Source organism: Streptomyces sp. NPDC056061, from assembly GCF_042266885.1.
GTDB lineage: Bacteria > Actinomycetota > Actinomycetes > Streptomycetales > Streptomycetaceae > Streptomyces.
Genome location: NZ_JBHJWQ010000036.1, coordinates 16908 through 37005, shown reverse-complemented (window position 1 = coordinate 37005; position 20098 = coordinate 16908). Strand labels below are relative to the sequence as shown.

Here is a 20098-nt window from a genome sequence, read left to right as displayed (position 1 = left end):
TGAACGTCGCCATCAAAGACGGCCCGACATAGCCCTCAAGGAAGGTGCGCAGTACAGGACAGCAGCCCGTGCTTGGTCGGGCGGACGGGGCCGACGCGGATGACCGTGTCCCGCACGCCCGACGGGTGGAAGGTGAGCGCCGTCGACGCGCTGGGACATCGCGACGGGGCGGCGCGGCCGGCGCGACCACCAAGAAGCCGAAGCGACGTACCGGCACCGCCGTGGTACGACGGGACGACGCGAGCCGCTCGGGCTCGGCGCCACGATCAGCCGGATGATGACCGAGCGCGGCCTCGTCGCCCCGACCGGCGGCGGCATCCTCGCCTGCTGGGACGACATCCTCGCCGCGGCCGCGCCCGAACTCGCCGGTCACGTCCGGGGCGTGGCGTTCGATGCGGACACCGGCCGCCTGGACGTCACCCCCGACGCCCCGGCCTGCGGCATGAAGCTGCGCTGGAGCGCGCCGAAGCTGATCGCGGCGGCCAACGAGCGAGTGCCGGACGCGAACATCGCCGCCTCTGCCTGCGTGCGCTGTCATGGTCAGCAGTCTGCCGATCAGGCTCAGACCAGGGTGGTGATGTAGAACGGGTGGCCTGAGGTCATGCCCTCGGTGGAGCACCGCTCCCACAAGGGATTGAACAACCGGGCAGAGAACAGTCACCAGCCGACGGGGCAACGCGAACGGGCCATGAAGGGCTTCCGCAGCGTGGGCGGGGCCCAGCGGTTCCTGTCCGCGTTCAGCGGCATCTCACCCCACGTCCGGCCCCGACACCACCTGATGACCGCATCCGAACACCGAGCCGAAATGACCACCCGCTTCACCACCCGGGAGCAGATCACCGGCGTCACCGGCCGACCCACCGCGGCCCGAGCCCAGGCCGACACCCGGCCCCACCACACCTCGACGCACCAACAGACACCCACACACCCAACAACGTGGCAACGCCGGCCGGCGTCCTGCGGGCCCGCACCCGCTGGAAGGAACTGGCGCTGCCGTCGTACTCGGCACGCACCTCGTGGGGAACGTGGGGCGCTGCTTAGGCGTGGTGCAGAGCCGAAAAACTCTCTGGAGGGAAAGTTGTCTTCTGGTCACCCAGCGTAAGAGCTCTGTAGGTCGCGGTTGCGGCCTCCTCAAGGTTCATGATGCGGCGGAACGCCATGCCGATGTCCTTGGCGTGCGCGGAGCAGCCGTGGTGGGACTGGATGACGCAGTTGTGCGTCTTCGCCTGCTCAGCGGTGGTGTCCGCGAGTTCGTCCGAACCGTTGGGGTTGTAGGGGACGGTGCCGATGGAGCGCACGTAGTACGCGTGGTCGAGGGACACGAGCCGGATCTTGTGACCGAGGGCATCGAGAAGGACGGTGTGTTGGGGATGGAGGTGTATCACGGCATTGACGTCCGGACGCTCCTGGTAGGTGCGCTGGTGCAGCTTCCATTCGCTGGAAGGGCGTTCGGCCCCGCCTGTGACGTCCCCGGCCAGGGTCATGCTCGTGAAGTCGTCCTTGCCGAGCCGGTCCAGCCAGGTGCCGGCGCCGGTGACGACGAAGGTGTCGCTGCCGGGCAGGCGCGCGGAGAGGTTGCCGCCGCTGGCCAGCACGAAGCCGCGTTCCACGGCCAGACGGCCTACCTCTGCGAGTTGGGTGAACAGGCCCTCGACTGTGGTGGGGTGTTTCATCGTGTTTCCTCTGAGTATTTCAGGCCGTCACGGGTCTGGCGACGGGGCGGGTGAGGAGGGAGCGAGCGCTGTCGATGTCAGTTACCACGATGTTGACGAGCCCCGTCTCCAGCGCGGTGAACAAGGGAATGTGTTTCTCGATGCCGCCTGCGATCCCCACTCGGGTGGGGATCGCCCGCATGTGTTCCAAGGTCAGTCCGATGACACGCTTGTCGATCGGTCCGTCGACAGCTTCACCGTTCGCGTCGAAGAAGCGGGCGGAGGCGTCTCCGACAGCGCCGAGCTCCCGGAGAGTCGCGAACTCGGTCTCGGTGACCGAGCGGCGAAGAGCCTGGGCGACGCGGGCCGTGCTGCCGATGCCCACAACGAGAGCGTCGGCTGCGGCTGCGGCATCGAGAGTGCCCTGGACCTCGTCGAGCCCGCGGATGGCGGCGGCTGCCTCGGGGGCCGTCGCCAGTAGCGGGGCGGGCAGGTGGTATGCCGTGCCGCCGACGACGCGGGCGAGAGTGGTAGCCACCTCGTGTGGATTGGCTTCACTGGAGCGCCCGCCGCGGCTTCCCGCCAAGGGCACGACCTCGACGGCGCTGTCGGACTGATAACGCAGATGGGCGACGCTGGCCGCGACAGCCGTACTCATGCCGACCGCGACTCGCTGGACGTGCGGGAGGACCGAGGCGAGGGCCTCCGCCCCGGTCACGCCCAGCGACGAAGGTGACCGCTCCTCACCGGGCCCGAGGCTGGGGCACACCCATGCGCTCTGCAGGCCGAACCGGCGTACGAGGGCTGCCTCGATGTCGGCGAAGGGACGCTCGTCACTGTGAACGGTGATCTCAACGATGCCGACGCGTCGGGCCTCGGCAAGGACTCTGGTCACCTTCACCCGGGACAGGCTGAGAAGCTCGCCGATCTCGGCTTGGGTGAGACCGTGGTCGTAGTAGAGCCGGGCCGCCTTGCCGAGCAACGGATCGTGAGCATTTGTTCGCACGGCTGCACCTCCGTTCACCATGATGCCCGGCCGCACTGCGGAGCGCAAGGCTGTCCGACGGATCTTCGACGGAGCACGGGCCATTGCTGCCGCAAGTCAGGAGGCTCTGCGCGAAGCCGGGAGAGTTGCCCGACCCAGCCGCCCCGTCGATGCACGAGACCGGTACCGCGGAGCCGCGCTCCGCGGACGCCGGCGCCGGTGGTGCGCCGATGAATACGGGCGATGACGGAGCGCCGGCGCAAGCCGGTCGACTCCGAGGTGCGCGCCGTCACGACCCCCGGGCGGCGTTCCCGGTCGCGATCCACGGCCCCTTCGCCGGTACGGGTTGCCGCCCGTAAGCGTTCGCACCCGGCTGCAACGAAGGAGCACCACTCGCAATTTGGACATACTCACCAAATACCGACAGGCGGTCACCATGCTCGCATCACGAAAGCGAAAGAAGCACCTTGACAGCACAGGCGGCGGAGTCATGATGTTTGAGCACCGGTTCACCGAGTGTACAAATGTTCAGGCTCAAGGAGGAGTCTATGACGACGCAGGACGGCGTCGCGCAGCCGCAGAGCCGGTGGACGCATGCCCTTACGAACCAAGGAATCTCCCGGGTCCTGCTCTGGGGTTTCATCGCCCTCATGCTGTTCATGGTCGGCGACGGGATCGAACTCAGCTTCCTGTCGACCTACCTGGAGGAACGCGGGTTCAGTGGTGGTCAGGTCGCAGGGCTGTTCAGCGCTTACGGCATCGTCGTGGCGGTCGCCGCCTGGCTGGCCGGCGCACTGGCCGAGGCCTGGGGCCCGCGAAGGGTGATGCTCATCGGCGCGTGCCTGTGGATCGTGCTGGAACTCGCGTTCCTGACCCTCGGCGTCATGCAGGAGAACTACCCGGTGATGATCGCGACCTACGCGATTCGTGCCATCGGTTACCCGTTCTTCGCCTACGGATTTCTTGTCTGGGTCACCATGGAGACGCCCGATGCGGTCATGGGCAAAGCCGTCGGCTGGTACTGGTTCTTCAACGCCATGGGCCTGGGGGTCATCAGCGGGTACTTCGTGGCCGTCGCTGTCGAACCGCTGGGGGAACTGGCCACCCTGTGGTCGTCGCTGGTATTCGTCGCGGTCGCTGCCCTCATGATCGCAGTGCTGGTGAAGTCCCGGGCCGGCGCGCGCAGAGTCACCCGTGCGGAGACCATCGAGGGGCTCAAGCGCGGCATCACCATCATGAAGGAACGCCCGAAGGTCGGTGTCGGCGGCGCTGTCCGCCTCATCAACACGATCTCGTACTACTCGTTCGCCGTGTTCCTCAACGTGTACATGGTCAAGACGGTCGGCTTCAGCCAGTCGCAGTGGTCCTCGATCTGGGGCACCATGCTTGCGGCGAACGTGGCCGCGAACCTCATCTCCGGTTACGCCTCCGACCGGTTCGGCCGCATCAATGTCATCGCCTGGGGCGGCGGAGCTGCCACAGCGATCACCGTTCTCGGGTTCTACTACCTGCCGCAGGCGGTCGGTGCGAACTACGTCGTCGTCATGGCCCTGGGCATCGTCTACGGTCTCGCGCTGGGCATGTACGTCCCGCTGTCAGCCGTCGTCCCGCTCCTGGCTCCGCAGCACAAGGCAGCCGCAGTCGCGGTCCTGAATCTCGGTGCCGGCCTCAGCAACTTCGGGGGCCCGGCCGTGGCGGCGCTGGTCGGGCCGCTGGGTGTCGGGCCGGTTGTCTGGATTCTCGCGGCGCTCTACATCGTCGGGATCTTCCTCACCTTCCTCTTGCGTGAGGTGGGAGTCGAAGCCCCGGGGTACGGTCCACAGGCCGATCCAGCTCCCCCGGTGGCCACTCGGGTCATCTCTGAACAACCCACCGCAGACTGATCCGCTGGAGAACCCGAACGGGGAGAGTAGGTATCGATGAGAAGCCGAGTCCAGGCCGTGCTGGGCATCGACGCCGGCACGACGTCGGTGAAGTCCGTCGTCATCAGCACGACGGGTGACGTGCTCGGGGCCGCCAGATCGACGGTCCGTATCCGGCGGCCGCAACCGCACTACGCCGAACAGGACATGGACGAGGTCTGGTCCGCTGTCGGGCAGACAATCAGCGAGGCACTGGCCGAAGCCGGCGATGTCGAGCTGCTCGGGCTCAGCGTGACGGGCCAGGGCGACGGTGCGTGGCTCGTGGACGCCGACGGACGTCCCGCCGGTCCAGCCGTACTGTGGCTGGACGGCAGAGCTGCCGAGCGGGTGGCTCGATGGAAGGCCGACGGGCGCGGGGAACTGGTCCGCTGCACGACGGGTTCGGCCCTGTTCCCGGGGGCCCTGCCCGTTCTCCTGGAAGAACTGCAGGACAGTGATCCCGGACTCCTCACCCGCGCGGCGACGCAGCTCAACTGCAAGGACTGGATCCGTTTCCAACTCACGGGAGTTGTGGGAACGGAGGCTTCCGAGGCCTCGCGCACCTACCTGGACGTTGCCACGGGGCGCTACTCCGAGGAGCTCATCGAAGGCCTGGGCCACGGCGGTTTCCGTCGGTTGTTGCCGCCCCTGTTCCCACCCGATGCGGTATGCGGCCGAGTGACGGAGAAAGCAGCGCGAGAGACCGGCCTGCCCGTCGGTCTGCCCGTTGCGACCGGCCTGGTCGACACACCGGCCGGCGGCGTCGGCCTGGGAGTCGTCGGGCCGGGCGAGGCGTACGCGATCCTCGGCACCACCGCGTTCGTCGGTGCCGTACAGGAGCGCGTCAGCGCGCCCGTCGACGTACCGGTCATCACCCTCAACCTGGGCCAGGGAACTCAGGTCATCGAGTGCCTCGCCCCGATGAACGGCACCCCCAACCTCGACTGGGCGCGAGAGGCCACAGGCCTGGCCGGGCTGGAATGGTCACAGATCGAAGAACTCGTCAACGCCGTTCCGGCCGGGGCCCGGGGGGTGCTCTACCTGCCCTACGGGGGCGTAAGCGGTGAGCGAGCGCCTTTCGTGGACACCGCGGCCTCGGCGGCATGGCTGAACATCACCGTACGCACCAGCCCGGGAGAACTGCTGCGCGCCGTCTACGAAGGCATTGCTCTGTCCCTGGGCGAATGCATGGACGTACTGGGCATCAAGGCTGACGCGACGGTCCGGCTCTGCGGCGGTGGGGCGCAATCGCCGGTCGTCTGTCAGATCGTCGCCGACGTGACCGGTCGCCGCATCGTCCGCTCCACTTTCGCCGAACTCGGCGCCCGCGGTGCGGGCGCGCTGGCCCTCGTTGCTGTCGGCGCGGCACCCGACCTTCCCGCCGCGCTGGCCCAGTTCGGCGACGACGCTCAGATCTTCGAGGCAGATCCCCGTCTGCGAGCCCTGCACGACGCCCAGGCCCAGGTGTTCCGCGACGTCCGCGACGCCGTGCGACGCCACTGGCCGGACCTGCGGGCGGTGCAGGCGGCCGCACACGCCGCCGACGCGAGCCCCGCGTCCGAACCCACGGCCGCCCTCTCCGCGGACGCACCCCACGTAACCACCACCTGATCCCTGACTACGAAATCAAGGAAAATTCATGTCGAACCAGACCACCCACAGCGCCCGCCCACTCCTGCTGGTCACCGCGCCCTTCGACCAAGCTCGAGCCGAGCTGCTCGAGGACGTCTTCGACGTCGAACTCGTCGAGCCCTCTCTGGCCGGCACATCGCTGGCGACCAGGGGAATCGACGAGCAGCTCGCCCGCGCGACCGCACTCGTGTGCGAGGTCGACGTCGTCGACGAAGCCACCCTGGACAAGGCACCTGAGCTGCGGGTCGTCGTGTCCTGCCGTGCAAACCCGGTCAACGTCGACGTGGAAGCGTGTACTGCACGCGAGATCGCCGTCCTGACTACCCCGGCCCGCAATGCCGACGTCACCGCGGATCTCGCCTTCACACTGCTTCTCATGACCGTTCGGCACACCGGCCGGGCCGAACGCTGGCTGCGCAGCGGTGCATGGAAGTCCGAGGACGTGTTCGAGCCCTACTCGACCTTTCGTGGGCTCGGGCTGTCCGGACGCACCCTCGGCATCCTCGGTGGTGGCGCCATCGGGCGCCGGATGATGCAGCGGGCCCGGGCCTTCGGCATGGATGTCGTCGTCTACGACCCGTTCCTCCCGTCCGACGCGTTCGGCGACCAGGCGCGCATCGTCGAACTCGACGAGGTGCTGTCCACGGCCGACATCGTCACCGTCCACGTCCCGCTGGCCGAGTCCACCATCGGGCTGATCGGTGACCGGGAGCTGCGGCTCATGCGTCCGGATGCCTACTTGGTGAATGCAGGGCGCGCCGCGGTGGTGGAGGAGGACGCGCTCGTCAACGCGCTCGCCGAGGGGCGGATCGCCGGAGCCGGGCTCGACGTGTTCTGGACCGAGCCGGTCCCCGCCGACCATCCGCTGCTCAGCCTCGACAATGTCACCGTCACCCCTCACATCGGCGGCGCCTCCGACGACGTCGTGACCGAGCACTCCAAGATCGCCGAACGCGGCCTGCGCGCGTGGGTGGCGGGTGAGCGGCCCCCCGCGATCGCCAACCCCGCCGTGCTCGAGCCGACCACCGCGCGCTGAGGCGCCCGCACCCGCTCACTTACCGCAACGCAATGCCTCAGGAGGGCCAGACATGAGCGTCATCGAAGACGCCAGTACGACACCCGACCTCAGCCCAGCCGTTTCGGCTCTGCTCCAGGCCCCACCGCGGCTCCTCATCAACGGCGAGATGGTACCGGCTGACAAGGGCGGCACCATCCCCGTACTGAACCCCGCCACGGGCCGGCAGATCGCGACCGCAGCCGCGGCAGGAGTCACCGACGTGGACCGTGCCGTGCGGGCCGCGGCTGCGGCGATGGAACACGGTTCGCCGTGGCGACGGATGTCCGCCCTCGACCGCGGCCGGATCATCGAGCGCTTCGCCGCTCTGATCGAGGCCCACGCCGAAGAACTCGCCGACCTCGAGGCACTCGACGGCGGTAAGGTGCGCAGCTCCGCCCGCCAGAACGACGTGGAACTGTCCATCAAGCACTTCGCGTACTTCGCGGGCTGGCCCAGCAAGATCGAGGGAAACACCATTCCGGTGTCCGTGCCCGACACCATGGTGCGGACCGAGCGGGAACCCGTTGGTGTCGTCGCGCAGATCATTCCGTGGAACTTCCCTCTTCTCATGGCGGCTTGGAAGATCGCGCCCGCCTTGGCCGCCGGGTGCGCGATCGTCCTCAAGCCCGCCGAGAACACCCCGCTCGTCGCGATCCGCCTGGGCCAACTGGGCCTCGAGGCCGGACTGCCCAACGGTGTTCTCAACATCCTCCCCGGCTACGGACCGGAAGCAGGCGAGGCACTCGTCGAACACCCACTCGTGGACAAGATCGCCTTCACGGGTTCCACCCGTGTCGGGATCCACCTGGCGCAGAAGGCGGCCGCACAGGTCAAGCGAGTGACGCTGGAACTCGGCGGGAAGAGTCCGAACATCATCTTCGCCGATTCTCCTGTCGAGGAGGCAGTGGCCGGCGCGGCATCGGCGATCTTCTCGAACTCCGGCCAGTCGTGCAGTGCCGGTTCACGCCTCTACGTCGAACGCTCCCGCTTCGACGACGTCGTGGGCGCCCTGTCCGAACGGGCTGACAGCATGCGCGTCGGACCGGGGCTCGATCCGAGCACCGACCTCGGTCCGCTCATCAGTCGAACCCAGCTCGACCGAGTCCGCGGCTACATCGACGGCGCGCTCACCGGTGGCGCGACTGCCGCCGCCGGTGCAGTAGCCCCGGCTGGCGTCGACGCGGACGGATACTTCCTGCGTCCCACCGTTCTGACCGATGTCGACGACACAATGGCAGCGGTACGCGAGGAGATCTTCGGTCCCGTCGTCGTGGCCCAGCCCTTCGACTCCCTCGAGGAGATCGCGGCGCGCGGCAACGACTCACCCTACGGTCTCGCGGCCGGCATCTGGACACGTGACATCGCCCGCGCGAACCGCCTGGCGAAACTCCTCAGGGCGGGCACCGTCTACATCAACATGTACGGTGCCACTGATGCCGCAGCACCGTTCGGTGGATTCAAGACCTCGGGCTACGGCCGTGAGATGGGCCACGCGAACCTCGAGTCATACCTCGAGACGAAGACGGTATGGACAAGCCTGTCGATGTGAGCGGCAACGTGCGGTCGACCCGGGTGCCGGCCATGGTCCTCATGGACGACCGGCTGCGCCCTGGAGCCGTCGCACTGAACGTCACTCTCGGGGCGCTCGTCCAGGTGCTGGCACTGAGCACGTGGTACGCGACGTCAGCGGTGGCGCCGCAGCTGGCGCGGCACTGGAACCTCGACTCAGGCGAAGTCTCGTGGCTGACGAGCTGCGTCCTGCTCGGGTTCGCGGCCGGAGCGCTGGGACTGGGGCTGCTGCGCGTCGCCGACCGGGTACGCCCGGGCGTACTCCTGCCGCTGGGCTCGCTGATCGCTGCCGCGTGCACAGCGCTGCCTGCGGTTCTACCCATCGGATTCGCGCCGACCCTTGCTCTGCGCGTCCTCACGGGAATCGCTCTTGCGGCGGTGTATCCACCGGGGATGAAGGCCGTCGCCTCATGGACCCTGGCCCGCCGCGGGTCGGCAGTCGCGCTGGTCGTGGCTTCCTTGACGTTGGGCAGCGCTCTTCCGCACGCACTCCGCACGCTGCCGTTGCCGGGCTGGCGAAGTGTCCTCCTCATCTCGGCGGTTGCCGCGACACTGGCAGCCGGGCTGGCGACGACGACTCGGACCGGCCCGCACACGAGCGAGACCGACACACTACGGATCGGTGCCGCCTGGCAGCTCTTCCGCAACAGGCGACAGCGGCTCGTCACCTTGGCCTATCTGGGCCATATGTGGGAGGTCTACGGCCTGTGGACATGGTCGGTCGCGTTGCTCGCCGCGTTGCCCGGTTCGGGGGGCCCTGTCCTCGGTGTCCCGGGATGGGGCCCGTTCCTGCTGATCGGCGTAGCCGGGGCCATCGGCTGCTTCGGCGCAGGTTCCGCAGCCGATCGGTGGGGCAGAGTCCGTGTCACGACCGTAGTAGTCACCATCTCGGCCTGTTGCTGCCTCCTCGCACCAGCGTTGCCACTTCTTCCCGACATAGTGACTGCGGTGGTGTTGATCGTTTGGGGGGCATCGGTGATCGGGGATTCACCGATGTACTCAGCGTTGCTTGCTGACTCCTCCGACCCGACCGCCGTGGGGACGGCCCTGACCGTGCAGATGGCGCTCGGATACTCTCTCGCGGCGGTACCGGTACTCCTGCTGCCGCACCTGGCCGCGCACGTCGGATGGCCCTGGGCCTTGCTCTCACTGGCGCCCGGACCACTGGCCAGTGCCTTGAGTCTCCGGAGACTGCAGAGGCTTGACCGGACCAGTTGAGGCCCGGTGTGGTGTCTTGCCGTCCCCGCCGTCGGCCAGGACCGCGCCGTTCCACGGCGGAGGCGCTGATGCCCAGGTGGGCGGCGACCTCCGGATATCCCCAGAGCTGCTGGTCGTCGGCCATCGTGTCCTCCTCGTTCGTCGGTGATGAGCGTACGCAAGATCCGGATGGGCGGGCGTACGGCAAGACCGCCCCTGCCGGTCGGCGCGGGGCAGCCTTCTGCGGTTGCGGTCAGACCTCGGCGAGGCGGTTGGAGAGGTCCAGGGCGACGGTGGCGACCACGAGGGCGGCGCACAGGCCGGTCACCTCGTGGAGGGTGGGCGGACCAGGCGCGGCCAGTCGTCGGGGGCGGCGGGCCAGGAGGCGAGGAGGACCTCGGTGGTGGCCGGGCCGAGGTGGGCGGTGACATCCCAGCCCGCTCGGGAGGCGGGCTCCCAGTGCAGGCGGATACGGCCGAGCGGGAGTCTGGGGGGGTGCCCCGACGCCGCAGAGTGGCCCGTGCCTGGATGCGATCTTGCCGGACTGGTCACAGTCGCAAGGTCATCGCTTCTCCTGAAGAGTTCGTGCGGGTCGCCAGCCGGATGATGAGGTGACACGGTGGCCAACCACGATGAGGCAGCGAATGTCCGACCGTGAGTCTGTCCGGTGAACGGTGTTTCTGGAGTTGTTAGGGGTTCAGCGGCGGGCGGCGGAGAGCCGGCCGTCGAATGTGATCTCGAAGGCGTTGAGGGCGGCCTTCCATCGCTGTGACCAGCGTTTGCGTCCCTGCCCGGTCGGGTCGAGGCTCATGACGGCCAGGTAGACGCACTTGATCGCTGCCTGCTCGTTCGGGAAATGCCCGCGGGACCGGACGGCCTTGCGGATGCGCGCGTTCACCGACTCGATGGCGTTCGTGGTGCACACAACTCGCCTTATCTCGGTGTCGAATTGAAGGAACGGGACGAACGCGGCCCAGGCGTTCTCCCGCAGCCGCACGATCGCGGGGTACTTCTTGCCCCACGTCTCGCAGAATTCGAGGAACTTCTCCTCCGCGACGTCCTGGGTCGGGGCGGTGTAGACAGGCTTGAGCGCCTTCGAGATCTTGTCCCAGTCCTGCCGGGCCGCGTAACGGAACGACGCCCGCAGCAGGTGAACGACACAGGTCTGTGTGATTGCCTGGGGCCAGACCGCCCCGATCGCGTCCGGCAGGCCCTTCAGCCCGTCGCAGACGACCATGCAGCGTCGTCCACGCCCCTGTTCTTGATCTCGGTCAGCACCTGGAGCCAGTACTTGGCGCCCTCGCCGCCGTCGCCGGCCCACAGGCCCAGGATCTCCCGGGTGCCCTCGACCGCGACCGCGAGGACGACGTAGACCGGCCTGTTCGCGACTCGACCGTCCCTCAGCTTCACGTGCACACAGTCGATGAACAGGACCGGGTAGACCGAGTCGAGCGGGCGGTTCTGCCATTCGTGCATTCCGTCGATCACCTTGTCGGTGATCGTGGAGATCGTCGTCTTGGACACCTCGGCGCCGTAGACCTCTTTGAGGTGGGCCGAGATCTCGCCGTGCGTGAGGCCGCGAGCAGACAGCGAGAGCACCATCTCGTCGGCGCCTTCAGCCGACGCTGCCGCTTCTTGACGATCTGCGGTTCGAACGAGCCTGCCCGATCCCGCGGCACCTCGATCTCGACCGGCCCGACATCGGTGGTCACGGTCTTGGCGCGGGTGCCGTTGCGGACATTGCCGCTCTCGGCCCGCTCGTGCTTCTCGTGCCCGAGATGGTCGGTGATCTCGCCTTCGAGGGCGGACTCGAGGATCCTCTTCGTCAGCTGCTGCAGCAGCCCTCCCTCGCCGGTCAGCTGGATACCACCAGCCTTCGCCCTTCGCCCGGTCCACCAGCTGCTGATCAACTGGTCGTCCAACGCATCCGGCGCCCCGGCAGGAGCCACTTCCTCCACGGCCTCAGCCGAGACGATCACGTCTGTCATCAGGTGTCACTTCCTGTTCGAAGAACCACCGTTGACCGTACAGACCCTTCGACGGGGTACGGGGCCGGACCGGGTGAGAGCAGTACGCTCCCCGCGCCGTGCGCCAGGGCCGTACGGGAAACCGGGCGGCTCCCGGCCCGGACAGCTTCGAGCCGGGCCCGACCGGCCGGAACGGCTCCGGGCCGGGCGGGAATGCCTGCGGGTCCCCGCCGTGCTCGGGGCGGCCGACCATGATGGACACATGGCACCACACACGCATGAGACGGACGGGCTCGCCGGCGGGCCGTCGCTGGGGCACATCCTCGGGCTGATCGCTCCCGGCATGCTCGATGTCGTCGTGGCGCCGCGCGGCCTGGGCGTTCCGGTGGCCGATGTGGTGCTGCACGATCCCGCCGAGGAACGGGACGACGGCACCTGGGCGGCGTCCGGGCTGATCCTGCTCGTGGTCGGCACGGAGGTCTCCTCGCCGGAGGCGGTCGACGTACTGCGCGGCGCCGACCGGGCCGGGGCCGCGGCCGTGGTGTTGCGGCGAGGGCCCCGTGGGCCGCGGACGGCACTGCTGGAGGCTGCGGACGTCGGACGTACCGCGTTGCTGACCCGACGACCGGAGCAGGGCTGGACGGATGTGCTCGGTCGGCTGCGCACCGCACTGGCGCACAGCGCGCCTGCCGGGCCGGCCGGGACGGGCGGGACGGACGCGGTCGGCGGGCTGCGGCTCGGCGATCTGCCGGGGCTGGCCAACACGGTGGCGGACCTGGTCGGGGGCGCCATCACGATCGAGGACCCGCAGTCCCGGGTGCTCGCGTACTCGCGCATGGACCACGAACCCGATCCGATGCGGCGGCTGACCATCCTCGGCCAGCAGGTTCCCCGCTGGCGCGTCCACGAACTGCGGGCCAGCGGCTTCTTCCAGGCCCTGTGGAGCACCGACGACGTGGTGCGCCTGCCCGCCGACGACCGTTACGCCGAGCGGCTGGCCATCGCGGTCCGCCACGGCTCGGAGGTCCTCGGCTCGCTCTGGGCGGCGGCGGACGGCAGGCCGCTCGCCGAGGACGCGGCGGCGGCGCTGCGCACGGCGGCGCGGGCGGCCGTGCCCCATCTGTCGCACCACCAGACCTGGGGTCGGGCCGCGGCCCGGGCGCGGGAGGAGGCGGTGCACTCCCTGCTGGAGGGGCGCGAAGACGCGGCGCGGGCCGCACACGACGCCGGCATCGTGCCGGGACGGCCCTACGCGGTGGTGGTCGCTGAGGCGTACCCGGCGGAGGCACCGGGGGCGTACCCGGCGCGGGCCGGGAGCGAGGCATACGAGACGCGGGGAACCGGGGCCGCCGCCGTTGGCGTCCCGGGAAGCGCGGCCGAGCAGCGGGGGCTGGATGTGCTCGCGTTGCAGGCGGCGGCCTACCGGGACGGGTGCGTGGCCGCCCGGTCGGGGCGGCGGCTGTACGTCCTGGTCCCGGCGGGCGACGGCGAGACCGACCCGGCGCGGGCCCTGCTGGCTGCGGCGCGCTCGGTCCCGCGCAGCGTGGTGTTCGCGGGCGCCGGTCCGGTGGCCGGAGACCTGTCGGGCCTGCCCGCGTCGCGCGAGGCGGCGGAGTCGGTGGTGCGGGTGCTCCGGGAACGGGCCGGGCGTCTTCCTGCCTCAACGGCGGCGTCGGCCGCGGCGGCTTTCGAGGAGGTGCTGCCCGAGACGGCGCTGCTCCAGATCCTCGACCGGGTCGGACCGCTCTGGGAGACCCTGTCGGGGCCCGTGCACGCGATGACCGAGCACGACCGGACGCACGGTTCCGCGTACGGTGCGTCGGTGGCCGCCTATCTGGACACGTTCGGGGACACGAGCCTGGCCGCCCGGAGCCTGAACGTGCACGCGAACACCTTGCGGTACCGGCTGCGGCGGGCCCACGAGCTGTTCGGCATCGACCTCGACGACCCCACCGTGCGGCTCCTGGCGGACATCGGGCTGCGGCTGGCCCGGCACACGCGGTGAGGCCCCGATCCCGTGCCCCGTTCCCGTGCCCCCGATCCCGTGCCCCGTTCTGGTGCCCCGATCCCGTGCCCCGTTCCCGGCGCGCACCGTGAAGGCCTGCCCGCTCCTCGTTCCGGGCGCGCGCCTTGAAGGTCCCGCCCGCTCCTCGTACACACCACTACTTCCGCGCCGCCCGAGGACATCATGATCGTTTTCCTGTCGTTCGGGACATGAATCCGGCCCATCCATGGTCGAGCGGGACGAAGACGTGACAGGTGCCGCACGCCGAAGCTGTGCACACAACGGCCGACGGCTCGACGAGCGCCGTGCACGCCCGACGTCTGGAGTGTGGTTCATGTGACTTCCGGTTCTTCTCCCCGGCGCGCCGCCCGTGAGGCCGCGCTGGCGCGCGCCGTCGAGGACGGTCTGCTCGGCCCGCGGTCCTTGCTCGTCGGGCTGCTCGACGTCGACGGCGTGCTCGCCGCGGTCGAGGCGCTGAACGAGGCGTTCGAGGGACCGGCCGCGGTGCACCACACGTTCGCGGCGAAGGCATGCGGCCTGGTACCGGTGCTGCGGCTGCTCGCCGACGCGGGCATGGGCTGCGAGGTGGCCTCGCCGGGGGAGCTGGAGCAGGCCCTGGCCGCCGGGTTCACGTACGACCAACTGGTCTTCGACAGTCCCGCGAAGACGGTCGAGGAGCTGGAGTTCGCCCTGGCCCACGGGATCGCGATCAACCTGGACAACTTCCAGGAGCTGGCCCGGGTCGACCGCCTGCTGGCCGGCCGGAAAGCCTCCGGGCCCATCGGACTGCGGGTGAACCCCCAGGTGGGCGCGGGCGCTATCGGTGCGATGAGCACCGCGACCGCGACCTCGAAGTTCGGCGTCGCACTGCACGACCCGGGAGCCGTCGACGCGGTGGTCGCGGCCTTCGCCCAGCGGCCGTGGCTCAACCGGCTGCACGCCCACGTCGGTTCCCAGGGCTGTCCGCTGCCGCTCATCGCAAAGGGCGTGCGGGCCGCGTACGAACTCGCCGAGCGTGTCAACGCGGAACTCGGCCGCACGCAGATCACCGGCATCGACATCGGCGGCGGCCTGCCCGTCAACTTCGACGACGAGGACGACCGGCCGACGTACGCGGACTACGTCGCCGAACTCCGGAGCGCCGCCCCCGGGCTGTTCGACGGCCGCTACGCCCTGGTCACCGAGTTCGGCCGGTCACTGCTCGCCAAGAGCGGCACCATCGCCACGGTCGTCGAGTACACCAAGTCGGCCGGGGGACGGCGGATCGCAGTCACGCACGCCGGGGCCCAGGTGGCGACGCGCACGGTCTTCATGCCCGAAGCATGGCCGCTGCGCGTCGGGGTGTTCGACGCCGCGGGGCTCCCGAAGCGGGGCCCGTCCGAGGTCGTCGACATCGCGGGCCCGTGCTGCTTCGCCGGCGACCTGACCGCGACCGGGCGCGAACTTCCGGCGGTGGAACCGGGGGACGTGGTGGCGCTGTACGACACCGGGGCGTACTACTTCTCCTCGCACTTCTCCTACAACTCCCTACCTCGCCCCGCTGTGTACGGTTATCGGATGGATTCTGACGGACAGGTACGGTTCGCACTCGTACGCGAGGCGCAGAGCGTGCGCGGCGTGGTCGAGGAGAGCGGTCTCTCGCACGCGGACGCCCTGGTCGCGCTGCGTTCGGGCAGCCCCGCGGAACGGTCGAAAGAGGTGACGGAGTGACACGCGTCCTGATATCCGCAGACATGGAAGGGGCGACCGGAACGGTCTCCCCGGCGGACGTCGAGGCGGGAACGCCCCGCTACGAGCGCTTCCGGCGACTGCTCACCCAGGACGTCAACGCCGCCGTCGCGGGGTTCGCCGACGCCGGCGCGGACGAGATCGTCGTGAACGACGCGCACTGCGGCATGGACAACGTGCTCATCGAGGAGCTCGACCCCCGCGCGGTCCTGATCGTCGGCCGGCACAAGCCGCTGGGCATGATGCAGGGACTGGAGACCGGCGTCGACGCGGTGGCGTTCGTCGGCTACCACACCGGCGCGGGTGAGCAGGGCGTCCTCGCCCACACCTACCTCTCGCACAGCATCCTCGGCGTGCGCATCGACGGCGAACCCGTCGACGAGGGGCGGTTCAACGCCCTGGTCGCCGCAGAGGCCGGGACCCCCGTGGTCCTGGTCACCGGCGACGACCTGACCTGCCGCGACGCCGCCCAGTACGCGCCCGGCTGCCGAACCGTCACCGTGAAGACGGCGATCTCCCGGCACGCCGCGATCTGCCACACACCGGCCGTCACCTCCGCCGACATCCGCCGGGAGGCCGCCGCGGCGCTTTCCTCGCCCCCGCCGCACCCCACCGCGCGACCGGCACCGCACGTGGTCGAGGTCGATGTCGACAGCCCGCACCTGGCCGAGCGCGCCCGTGCACTGGCCGGTGTCGAACCGGGCGGGCCCCGGACCGTACGCATGGAGACCCCCGACGCCCGGGAGGCGCTGCGTCGCTTCCGCGCGCTGACCTGGGTGATCGGCGGCGGCCGCGAGGGCGACTGGACCTGACGGCGAAGACGTGCCCGGCCGGACGACGCACGGACGTACCGGACCGGACACCGACACCGACACCGACACCGACACCGACACCCACGGATGTCCCCGCCCGGACACCGACACCGACACCCACGGATGTCCCCGCCCGGGCATCGCGGACGTACCCGACCGGACGTCGCGACAGACGTACCCGACCGGACGTCACAGACCTGCCGAATCCGGTGGCACACGAACGCACCGGACCGATGAGGCCTCCGGCGGCCCCGACCGGGCCGCCGGAACCGCCCGATCCCCGTGCCCGTTCGGCGGCCAGAGCCTCACGCGGCACGGGCCAGGCGCTCCCCCGGGAGCGGTCCGACCGCATCTCCGGGGCGTACGCCCGAACGACGCCCACGCCCCCGAGCGACCGCTCCCCCGCCGGACACCCCCTCTACGAGAGGGAACCCTCCGCGCCCCACACCCCGTTGCCCAGGACTGGAGCTGCCATGACTTCCCCCGCATCGCGAAGAGCGCCGCAGAGCCCGCAACAACCCGAGCTCAGCCGCTCATTGCGCAACCGCCACATGTCGATGATCGCGATCGGCGGCGCGATCGGCGCCGGTCTGTTCGTCGGCAGCGGCTCCGTGATCAAGACCGCCGGACCCGCCGCGATCGTGTCGTACTGTCTGGCGGGCGCGCTCGTCCTGTGCACGATGCGCATGCTCGGCGAGATGGTCGTGGCGAAGCCCTCCTCGGGCTCGTTCGCCGACTACGCCCGCACCGCCATCGGGCCGTGGGCGGGCTTCACCATCGGCTGGCTGTACTGGTACTACTACGTCATCATCGTGGCCGTGGAGGCCGTCGCCGGAGCGGCGATCCTGCACGCCTGGATCGGGCTGCCGCTCTGGGTGCTGGCTATGGGCCTGATGATCGTGATGACCGCGACCAACTTGCTGTCGGTGAAGTCGTTCGGCGAGTTCGAGTTCTGGTTCTCCTCGGTCAAGGTCGCCGCGATCGTCGCCTTCCTGATCGTCGGCGGGCTGTACGTCTTCGGCGCCTGGCCCGGTGCCTCGTTCGACTTCTCGAACCTGACCTCGCAAGGCGGTTTCACCCCGAACGGCTTCACCTCGATCTTCTCCGCGATCGTCGTGGTCATCTTCGCCTTCGGCGGCGCCGAGATCGTCACCATCGCCGCCGCCGAGAGCAAGGAGCCGGAACGCTCCGTCGCCCGGGCCACCACCGGCATCATCTGGCGGATCATCCTCTTCTACGTCGGCTCGATCGTGCTGGTCGTCACGATCGTGCCGTGGAACAGCGCCAAGGTCCTGGCCAGCCCCTACGTCGCCGCCTGGAACATCATCGGGCTGCCCGGCGCGGGCGTCGTGATGGACGTCGTGATCCTCACCGCAGTGCTGAGCGTGCTGAACTCCTCGGTCTACGTGTCCTCGCGCATGCTCCGGTCCCTCGCCACGCACGGCGACGCGCCGGCCTGGCTCGTGGCGACGAACAAGCGCAACGTGCCGACCCGCGCGATCCTCGCCGGAACCGTGGTGGGCTGGGTCTCGGTGCTGCTCGCTTATTTGTCCCCGGACACCGTGTTCAGCTACCTGGTCAACTCCTCGGGCGCCATCGCCATCTTCATGTACCTCATGATCGGCGCGTCCCAGCTGCGGATGCGGCGCCGGATGGAGCGCGAGGCACCCGAGCGGCTGACCCTGCGCATGTGGCTCTTCCCCTACCTGACCTGGGTTGTGATGGCCGGCTTCGCCGCCGTGCTGGTGGCCATGGCCGTCCTCGGCGACCAGCGCACCCAGTTGTTCACCAGTCTCGGCAGCCTGGTCGTGGTGCTACTCGCCTACGCGGTCCGCAGAGCCCGCGGCACCCGCCGGCCGGAGCCGGGCGACTCCGGCACTGCCGCCGCGCCCTCGGACGGTGCCGGGGCCGACCCCCTGACCGCCCGCTGACGGCCCGGTCCGCGGACAAAGGCCCCGACCCGGGTGTGCCTTGGGTTCTAGCGATCGTCGCAACACCCCAGCTCAAAGGGGTGCGATGTTCGAGATCCGCAAGACCCGGACGGTGGCTCGGGGCCGCAGGAAACTGACCCGTGAACGGGAGGAGTACTTCCGGCTCGTGCAGCAAGGCGTGAGCTACGCGGAGGCGGCCAGGGTCGTCGGGATCAACCTCCGCACGGGAAAGCGATGGCGTAACGGCCGGAACCCCTCCGGCCGGCAGAAGGCGGCACCCCGGCCAGACCGGTGGTGCCGCCTTCTGGTGCGTCCCGGTACCTGCGTGAAGCCGACCGGATCTACATCGCCGACCGGCTCCTGGAGAAGGCGACGGTCCGCGCGATCGCCGCCGAACTGGGCCGCAGTCCCTCCACCGTCAGCCGGGAGATCCGCCGCAACCGGCATCCCGTCAACGGCCAGTACCGTCCCTTCGCCGCCCAGGCCCGCGCGGATGACCGCCGCCCCCGCCCGAAGCCCCGGAAAATCAGCCAGAACCCCGAGTTGCGGGCTGCCGTTCAGGCAGGTCTTGACGAGCGGTGGAGCCCGGAGCTGAAGCTTCCCCTTGATCGTGGACACCCACGATCAAGGGGAAGCTTCACCGGTCGACCTCGGGGTGGGCTGGGATGGCCGCGTCGCTTGGCAATGCTGGTCAAGGCACGCGTACGAGCTGTGTGCAAGGCGGGCCGGGCTCTGGGTGTACCGGGCCGTGCTACGTAGCGTGGGGAAACCTTGAAGGGGTGTCCGTGACTGGCTGTCACGGACACCCCTCTCAGGTCCGGTTACGTCCGGTTACCTCAGTTGTTGTGGCGTTGGCGCCTCCTGAAGGCGACGGCGAGGGAGAGGCCGCCGAGGATGAGCAGCGTTCCGAGCGCGGCCACGAAGAGCACGGTGGCGCCGGTGCGGGCGAGGATCCCGGACGATTGCGGGGCGAGCTGGGGGTTGTTGGGGGGCGGGACGTTTCCGGACGGCGGGGTGTTGCCGGACGGGGGAACGTTGGTGGACGGCGGAGGAGTCTTCCCCGGCGGCACCGTGTGGTCGGTTTCGCAGCTCTTCTCGGTGTCGCAGGTGCCGGACTTGTCGTCGGTGGTGACGACGTTGTGCAGCCGGCCGTCGCCGCCACCGGTGATGGTCACGGAGTACGTGATGGTGGCCTTGCCGCCGACGGGGAGGTTGCCCTTCCAGACGAGCTTGCCGTCGGACACCGAGACGTCGCCCGACGAAGCCTTGGCATCGTCGTTGTAAGCGGCGTCGTCCAGGACCTTGGACAGGTCGTCGGTGATGGTGGCGTCCTTGACGTCACCGGCACCGTTCTGGGCGACGGTGACGGTGTAGGTGACCTTGTCGCCCTTCTTCACCGCCGTACCCGGCTTCGGGTCGGAGGACTTGGAGAAGACGTACGAGCCGTAGACGTGGTCGGTCTCGCAGCCCTTCTCCGTGTCGCAGGTGCCGGACTTGTCGTCGGTGGTGACGACGTTGTGCAGCCGGCTGTCGCCGCCACCGGTGACAGTCACGGAGTACGTGATCGTGGCCTTCCCGCCGACCGGAAGGTCGCCCTTCCAGACGAGCTTGCCGTCCTTGACCTCAGCCGTACCGGTCGAGGCCTTGACGTCACTGTTGTAG

General features: G+C 69.4%; 12 protein-coding genes and 4 pseudogenes. 12 read left to right on the top strand and 4 right to left on the bottom strand.

What is annotated here, in order from left to right:
• The first annotated feature begins 274 nt into the window (after positions 1-274).
• Together ACFC79_RS33170 and ACFC79_RS33165 are read left to right on the top strand one after the other, a co-directional pair.
• Positions 275-583 (top strand): hypothetical protein, encoded by a 309-nt coding sequence (locus ACFC79_RS33170; protein ID WP_376248051.1) that lies wholly within the window; start codon positions 275-277, stop codon positions 581-583.
• A gap of 12 nt (positions 584-595) precedes the next feature.
• A pseudogene (locus tag ACFC79_RS33165) lies at positions 596-743 on the top strand (DDE-type integrase/transposase/recombinase); the annotation flags it as partial.
• Between the two features lie 294 nt (positions 744-1037).
• On the opposite strand, the gene ACFC79_RS33160 reads toward ACFC79_RS33165, so the two are convergent.
• Both ACFC79_RS33160 and ACFC79_RS33155 read right to left on the bottom strand, forming a co-directional pair.
• Positions 1038-1673: a class II aldolase/adducin family protein gene (locus tag ACFC79_RS33160; protein ID WP_376248048.1), complete on the bottom strand. Its 636-nt coding sequence runs from the start codon at positions 1671-1673 to the stop codon at positions 1038-1040.
• Positions 1674-1692: 19 nt separating this feature from the next.
• On the bottom strand, positions 1693-2658 hold the full coding sequence (locus ACFC79_RS33155; protein WP_376248045.1) for a sugar-binding transcriptional regulator: 966 nt from the start codon (positions 2656-2658) through the stop codon (positions 1693-1695).
• Between the two features lie 527 nt (positions 2659-3185).
• Between ACFC79_RS33155 and ACFC79_RS33150 the strand changes: the two genes are divergently transcribed.
• The 5 genes from ACFC79_RS33150 to ACFC79_RS33130 are packed head-to-tail and all read left to right on the top strand — an operon-like array spanning position 3186 to position 10014.
• Positions 3186-4520 carry an MFS transporter gene (locus ACFC79_RS33150; RefSeq protein ID WP_376248042.1) on the top strand — a complete coding sequence of 445 codons (1335 nt, stop codon included), beginning with the start codon at positions 3186-3188 and terminating at the stop codon, positions 4518-4520.
• 36 nt (positions 4521-4556) lie between these two features.
• Positions 4557-6149 carry an FGGY family carbohydrate kinase gene (locus ACFC79_RS33145; protein ID WP_376248039.1) on the top strand — a complete coding sequence of 531 codons (1593 nt, stop codon included), beginning with the start codon at positions 4557-4559 and terminating at the stop codon, positions 6147-6149.
• 28 nt (positions 6150-6177) lie between these two features.
• Positions 6178-7206, top strand: coding sequence for an NAD(P)-dependent oxidoreductase (locus ACFC79_RS33140; RefSeq protein ID WP_376248036.1), 1029 nt, complete (start codon positions 6178-6180; stop codon positions 7204-7206).
• Between the two features lie 52 nt (positions 7207-7258).
• Entirely contained in the window at positions 7259-8776 is a 1518-nt protein-coding gene (locus ACFC79_RS33135; RefSeq protein ID WP_376248033.1) for an aldehyde dehydrogenase family protein, read from the top strand.
• Positions 8755-10014 carry an MFS transporter gene (locus ACFC79_RS33130; protein ID WP_376248030.1) on the top strand — a complete coding sequence of 420 codons (1260 nt, stop codon included), beginning with the start codon at positions 8755-8757 and terminating at the stop codon, positions 10012-10014. The genes ACFC79_RS33135 and ACFC79_RS33130 overlap by 22 nt, the downstream gene beginning before the upstream one ends.
• 676 nt (positions 10015-10690) lie before the next feature.
• Here the strand turns inward: ACFC79_RS33130 and ACFC79_RS33125 are convergent.
• A pseudogene (locus ACFC79_RS33125) lies at positions 10691-11981 on the bottom strand (IS256 family transposase).
• Between the two features lie 241 nt (positions 11982-12222).
• On the opposite strand from ACFC79_RS33125, the gene ACFC79_RS33120 reads away from it, so the two are divergent.
• The 5 genes and pseudogenes from ACFC79_RS33120 to ACFC79_RS33100 all read left to right on the top strand — a co-directional run.
• Entirely contained in the window at positions 12223-13965 is a 1743-nt protein-coding gene (locus tag ACFC79_RS33120) for a PucR family transcriptional regulator (RefSeq protein WP_376248028.1), read from the top strand.
• A 336-nt stretch (positions 13966-14301) separates the two neighbouring features.
• Positions 14302-15675, top strand: a complete 1374-nt coding sequence (locus ACFC79_RS33115; protein ID WP_376248026.1) for a diaminopimelate decarboxylase — start codon at positions 14302-14304, stop codon at positions 15673-15675.
• Positions 15672-16505: a M55 family metallopeptidase gene (locus tag ACFC79_RS33110; protein ID WP_376248023.1), complete on the top strand. Its 834-nt coding sequence runs from the start codon at positions 15672-15674 to the stop codon at positions 16503-16505. Before ACFC79_RS33115 ends, ACFC79_RS33110 begins: the two co-directional genes overlap by 4 nt.
• Positions 16506-16978: 473 nt before the next feature.
• A complete protein-coding gene (locus tag ACFC79_RS33105) occupies positions 16979-18436 on the top strand; it encodes an amino acid permease (protein WP_376248020.1) in 1458 nt (485 codons plus the stop codon).
• Between the two features lie 85 nt (positions 18437-18521).
• A pseudogene (locus ACFC79_RS33100) lies at positions 18522-19027 on the top strand (transposase); the annotation flags it as partial.
• A gap of 245 nt (positions 19028-19272) precedes the next feature.
• On the opposite strand, the pseudogene ACFC79_RS33095 reads toward ACFC79_RS33100, so the two are convergent.
• A pseudogene (locus ACFC79_RS33095) lies at positions 19273-20098 on the bottom strand (hypothetical protein); the annotation flags it as partial.

What these genes read in the sequence shown, in the direction of transcription:
- ACFC79_RS33145 (WP_376248039.1), top strand. Translation starts at nt 4,557, where the DNA reads ATGAGAAGCCGAGTCCAGGCCGTGCTGGGCATCGACGCCGGCACGACG.
- ACFC79_RS33170 (WP_376248051.1), top strand. Translation starts at nt 275, where the DNA reads ATGATGACCGAGCGCGGCCTCGTCGCCCCGACCGGCGGCGGCATCCTC.
- ACFC79_RS33120 (WP_376248028.1), top strand. Translation starts at nt 12,223, where the DNA reads ATGGCACCACACACGCATGAGACGGACGGGCTCGCCGGCGGGCCGTCG.
- ACFC79_RS33140 (WP_376248036.1), top strand. Translation starts at nt 6,178, where the DNA reads ATGTCGAACCAGACCACCCACAGCGCCCGCCCACTCCTGCTGGTCACC.
- ACFC79_RS33160 (WP_376248048.1), bottom strand. Translation starts at nt 1,673, where the DNA reads ATGAAACACCCCACCACAGTCGAGGGCCTGTTCACCCAACTCGCAGAG.
- ACFC79_RS33130 (WP_376248030.1), top strand. Translation starts at nt 8,755, where the DNA reads ATGGACAAGCCTGTCGATGTGAGCGGCAACGTGCGGTCGACCCGGGTG.
- ACFC79_RS33150 (WP_376248042.1), top strand. Translation starts at nt 3,186, where the DNA reads ATGACGACGCAGGACGGCGTCGCGCAGCCGCAGAGCCGGTGGACGCAT.
- ACFC79_RS33135 (WP_376248033.1), top strand. Translation starts at nt 7,259, where the DNA reads ATGAGCGTCATCGAAGACGCCAGTACGACACCCGACCTCAGCCCAGCC.
- ACFC79_RS33105 (WP_376248020.1), top strand. Translation starts at nt 16,979, where the DNA reads ATGACTTCCCCCGCATCGCGAAGAGCGCCGCAGAGCCCGCAACAACCC.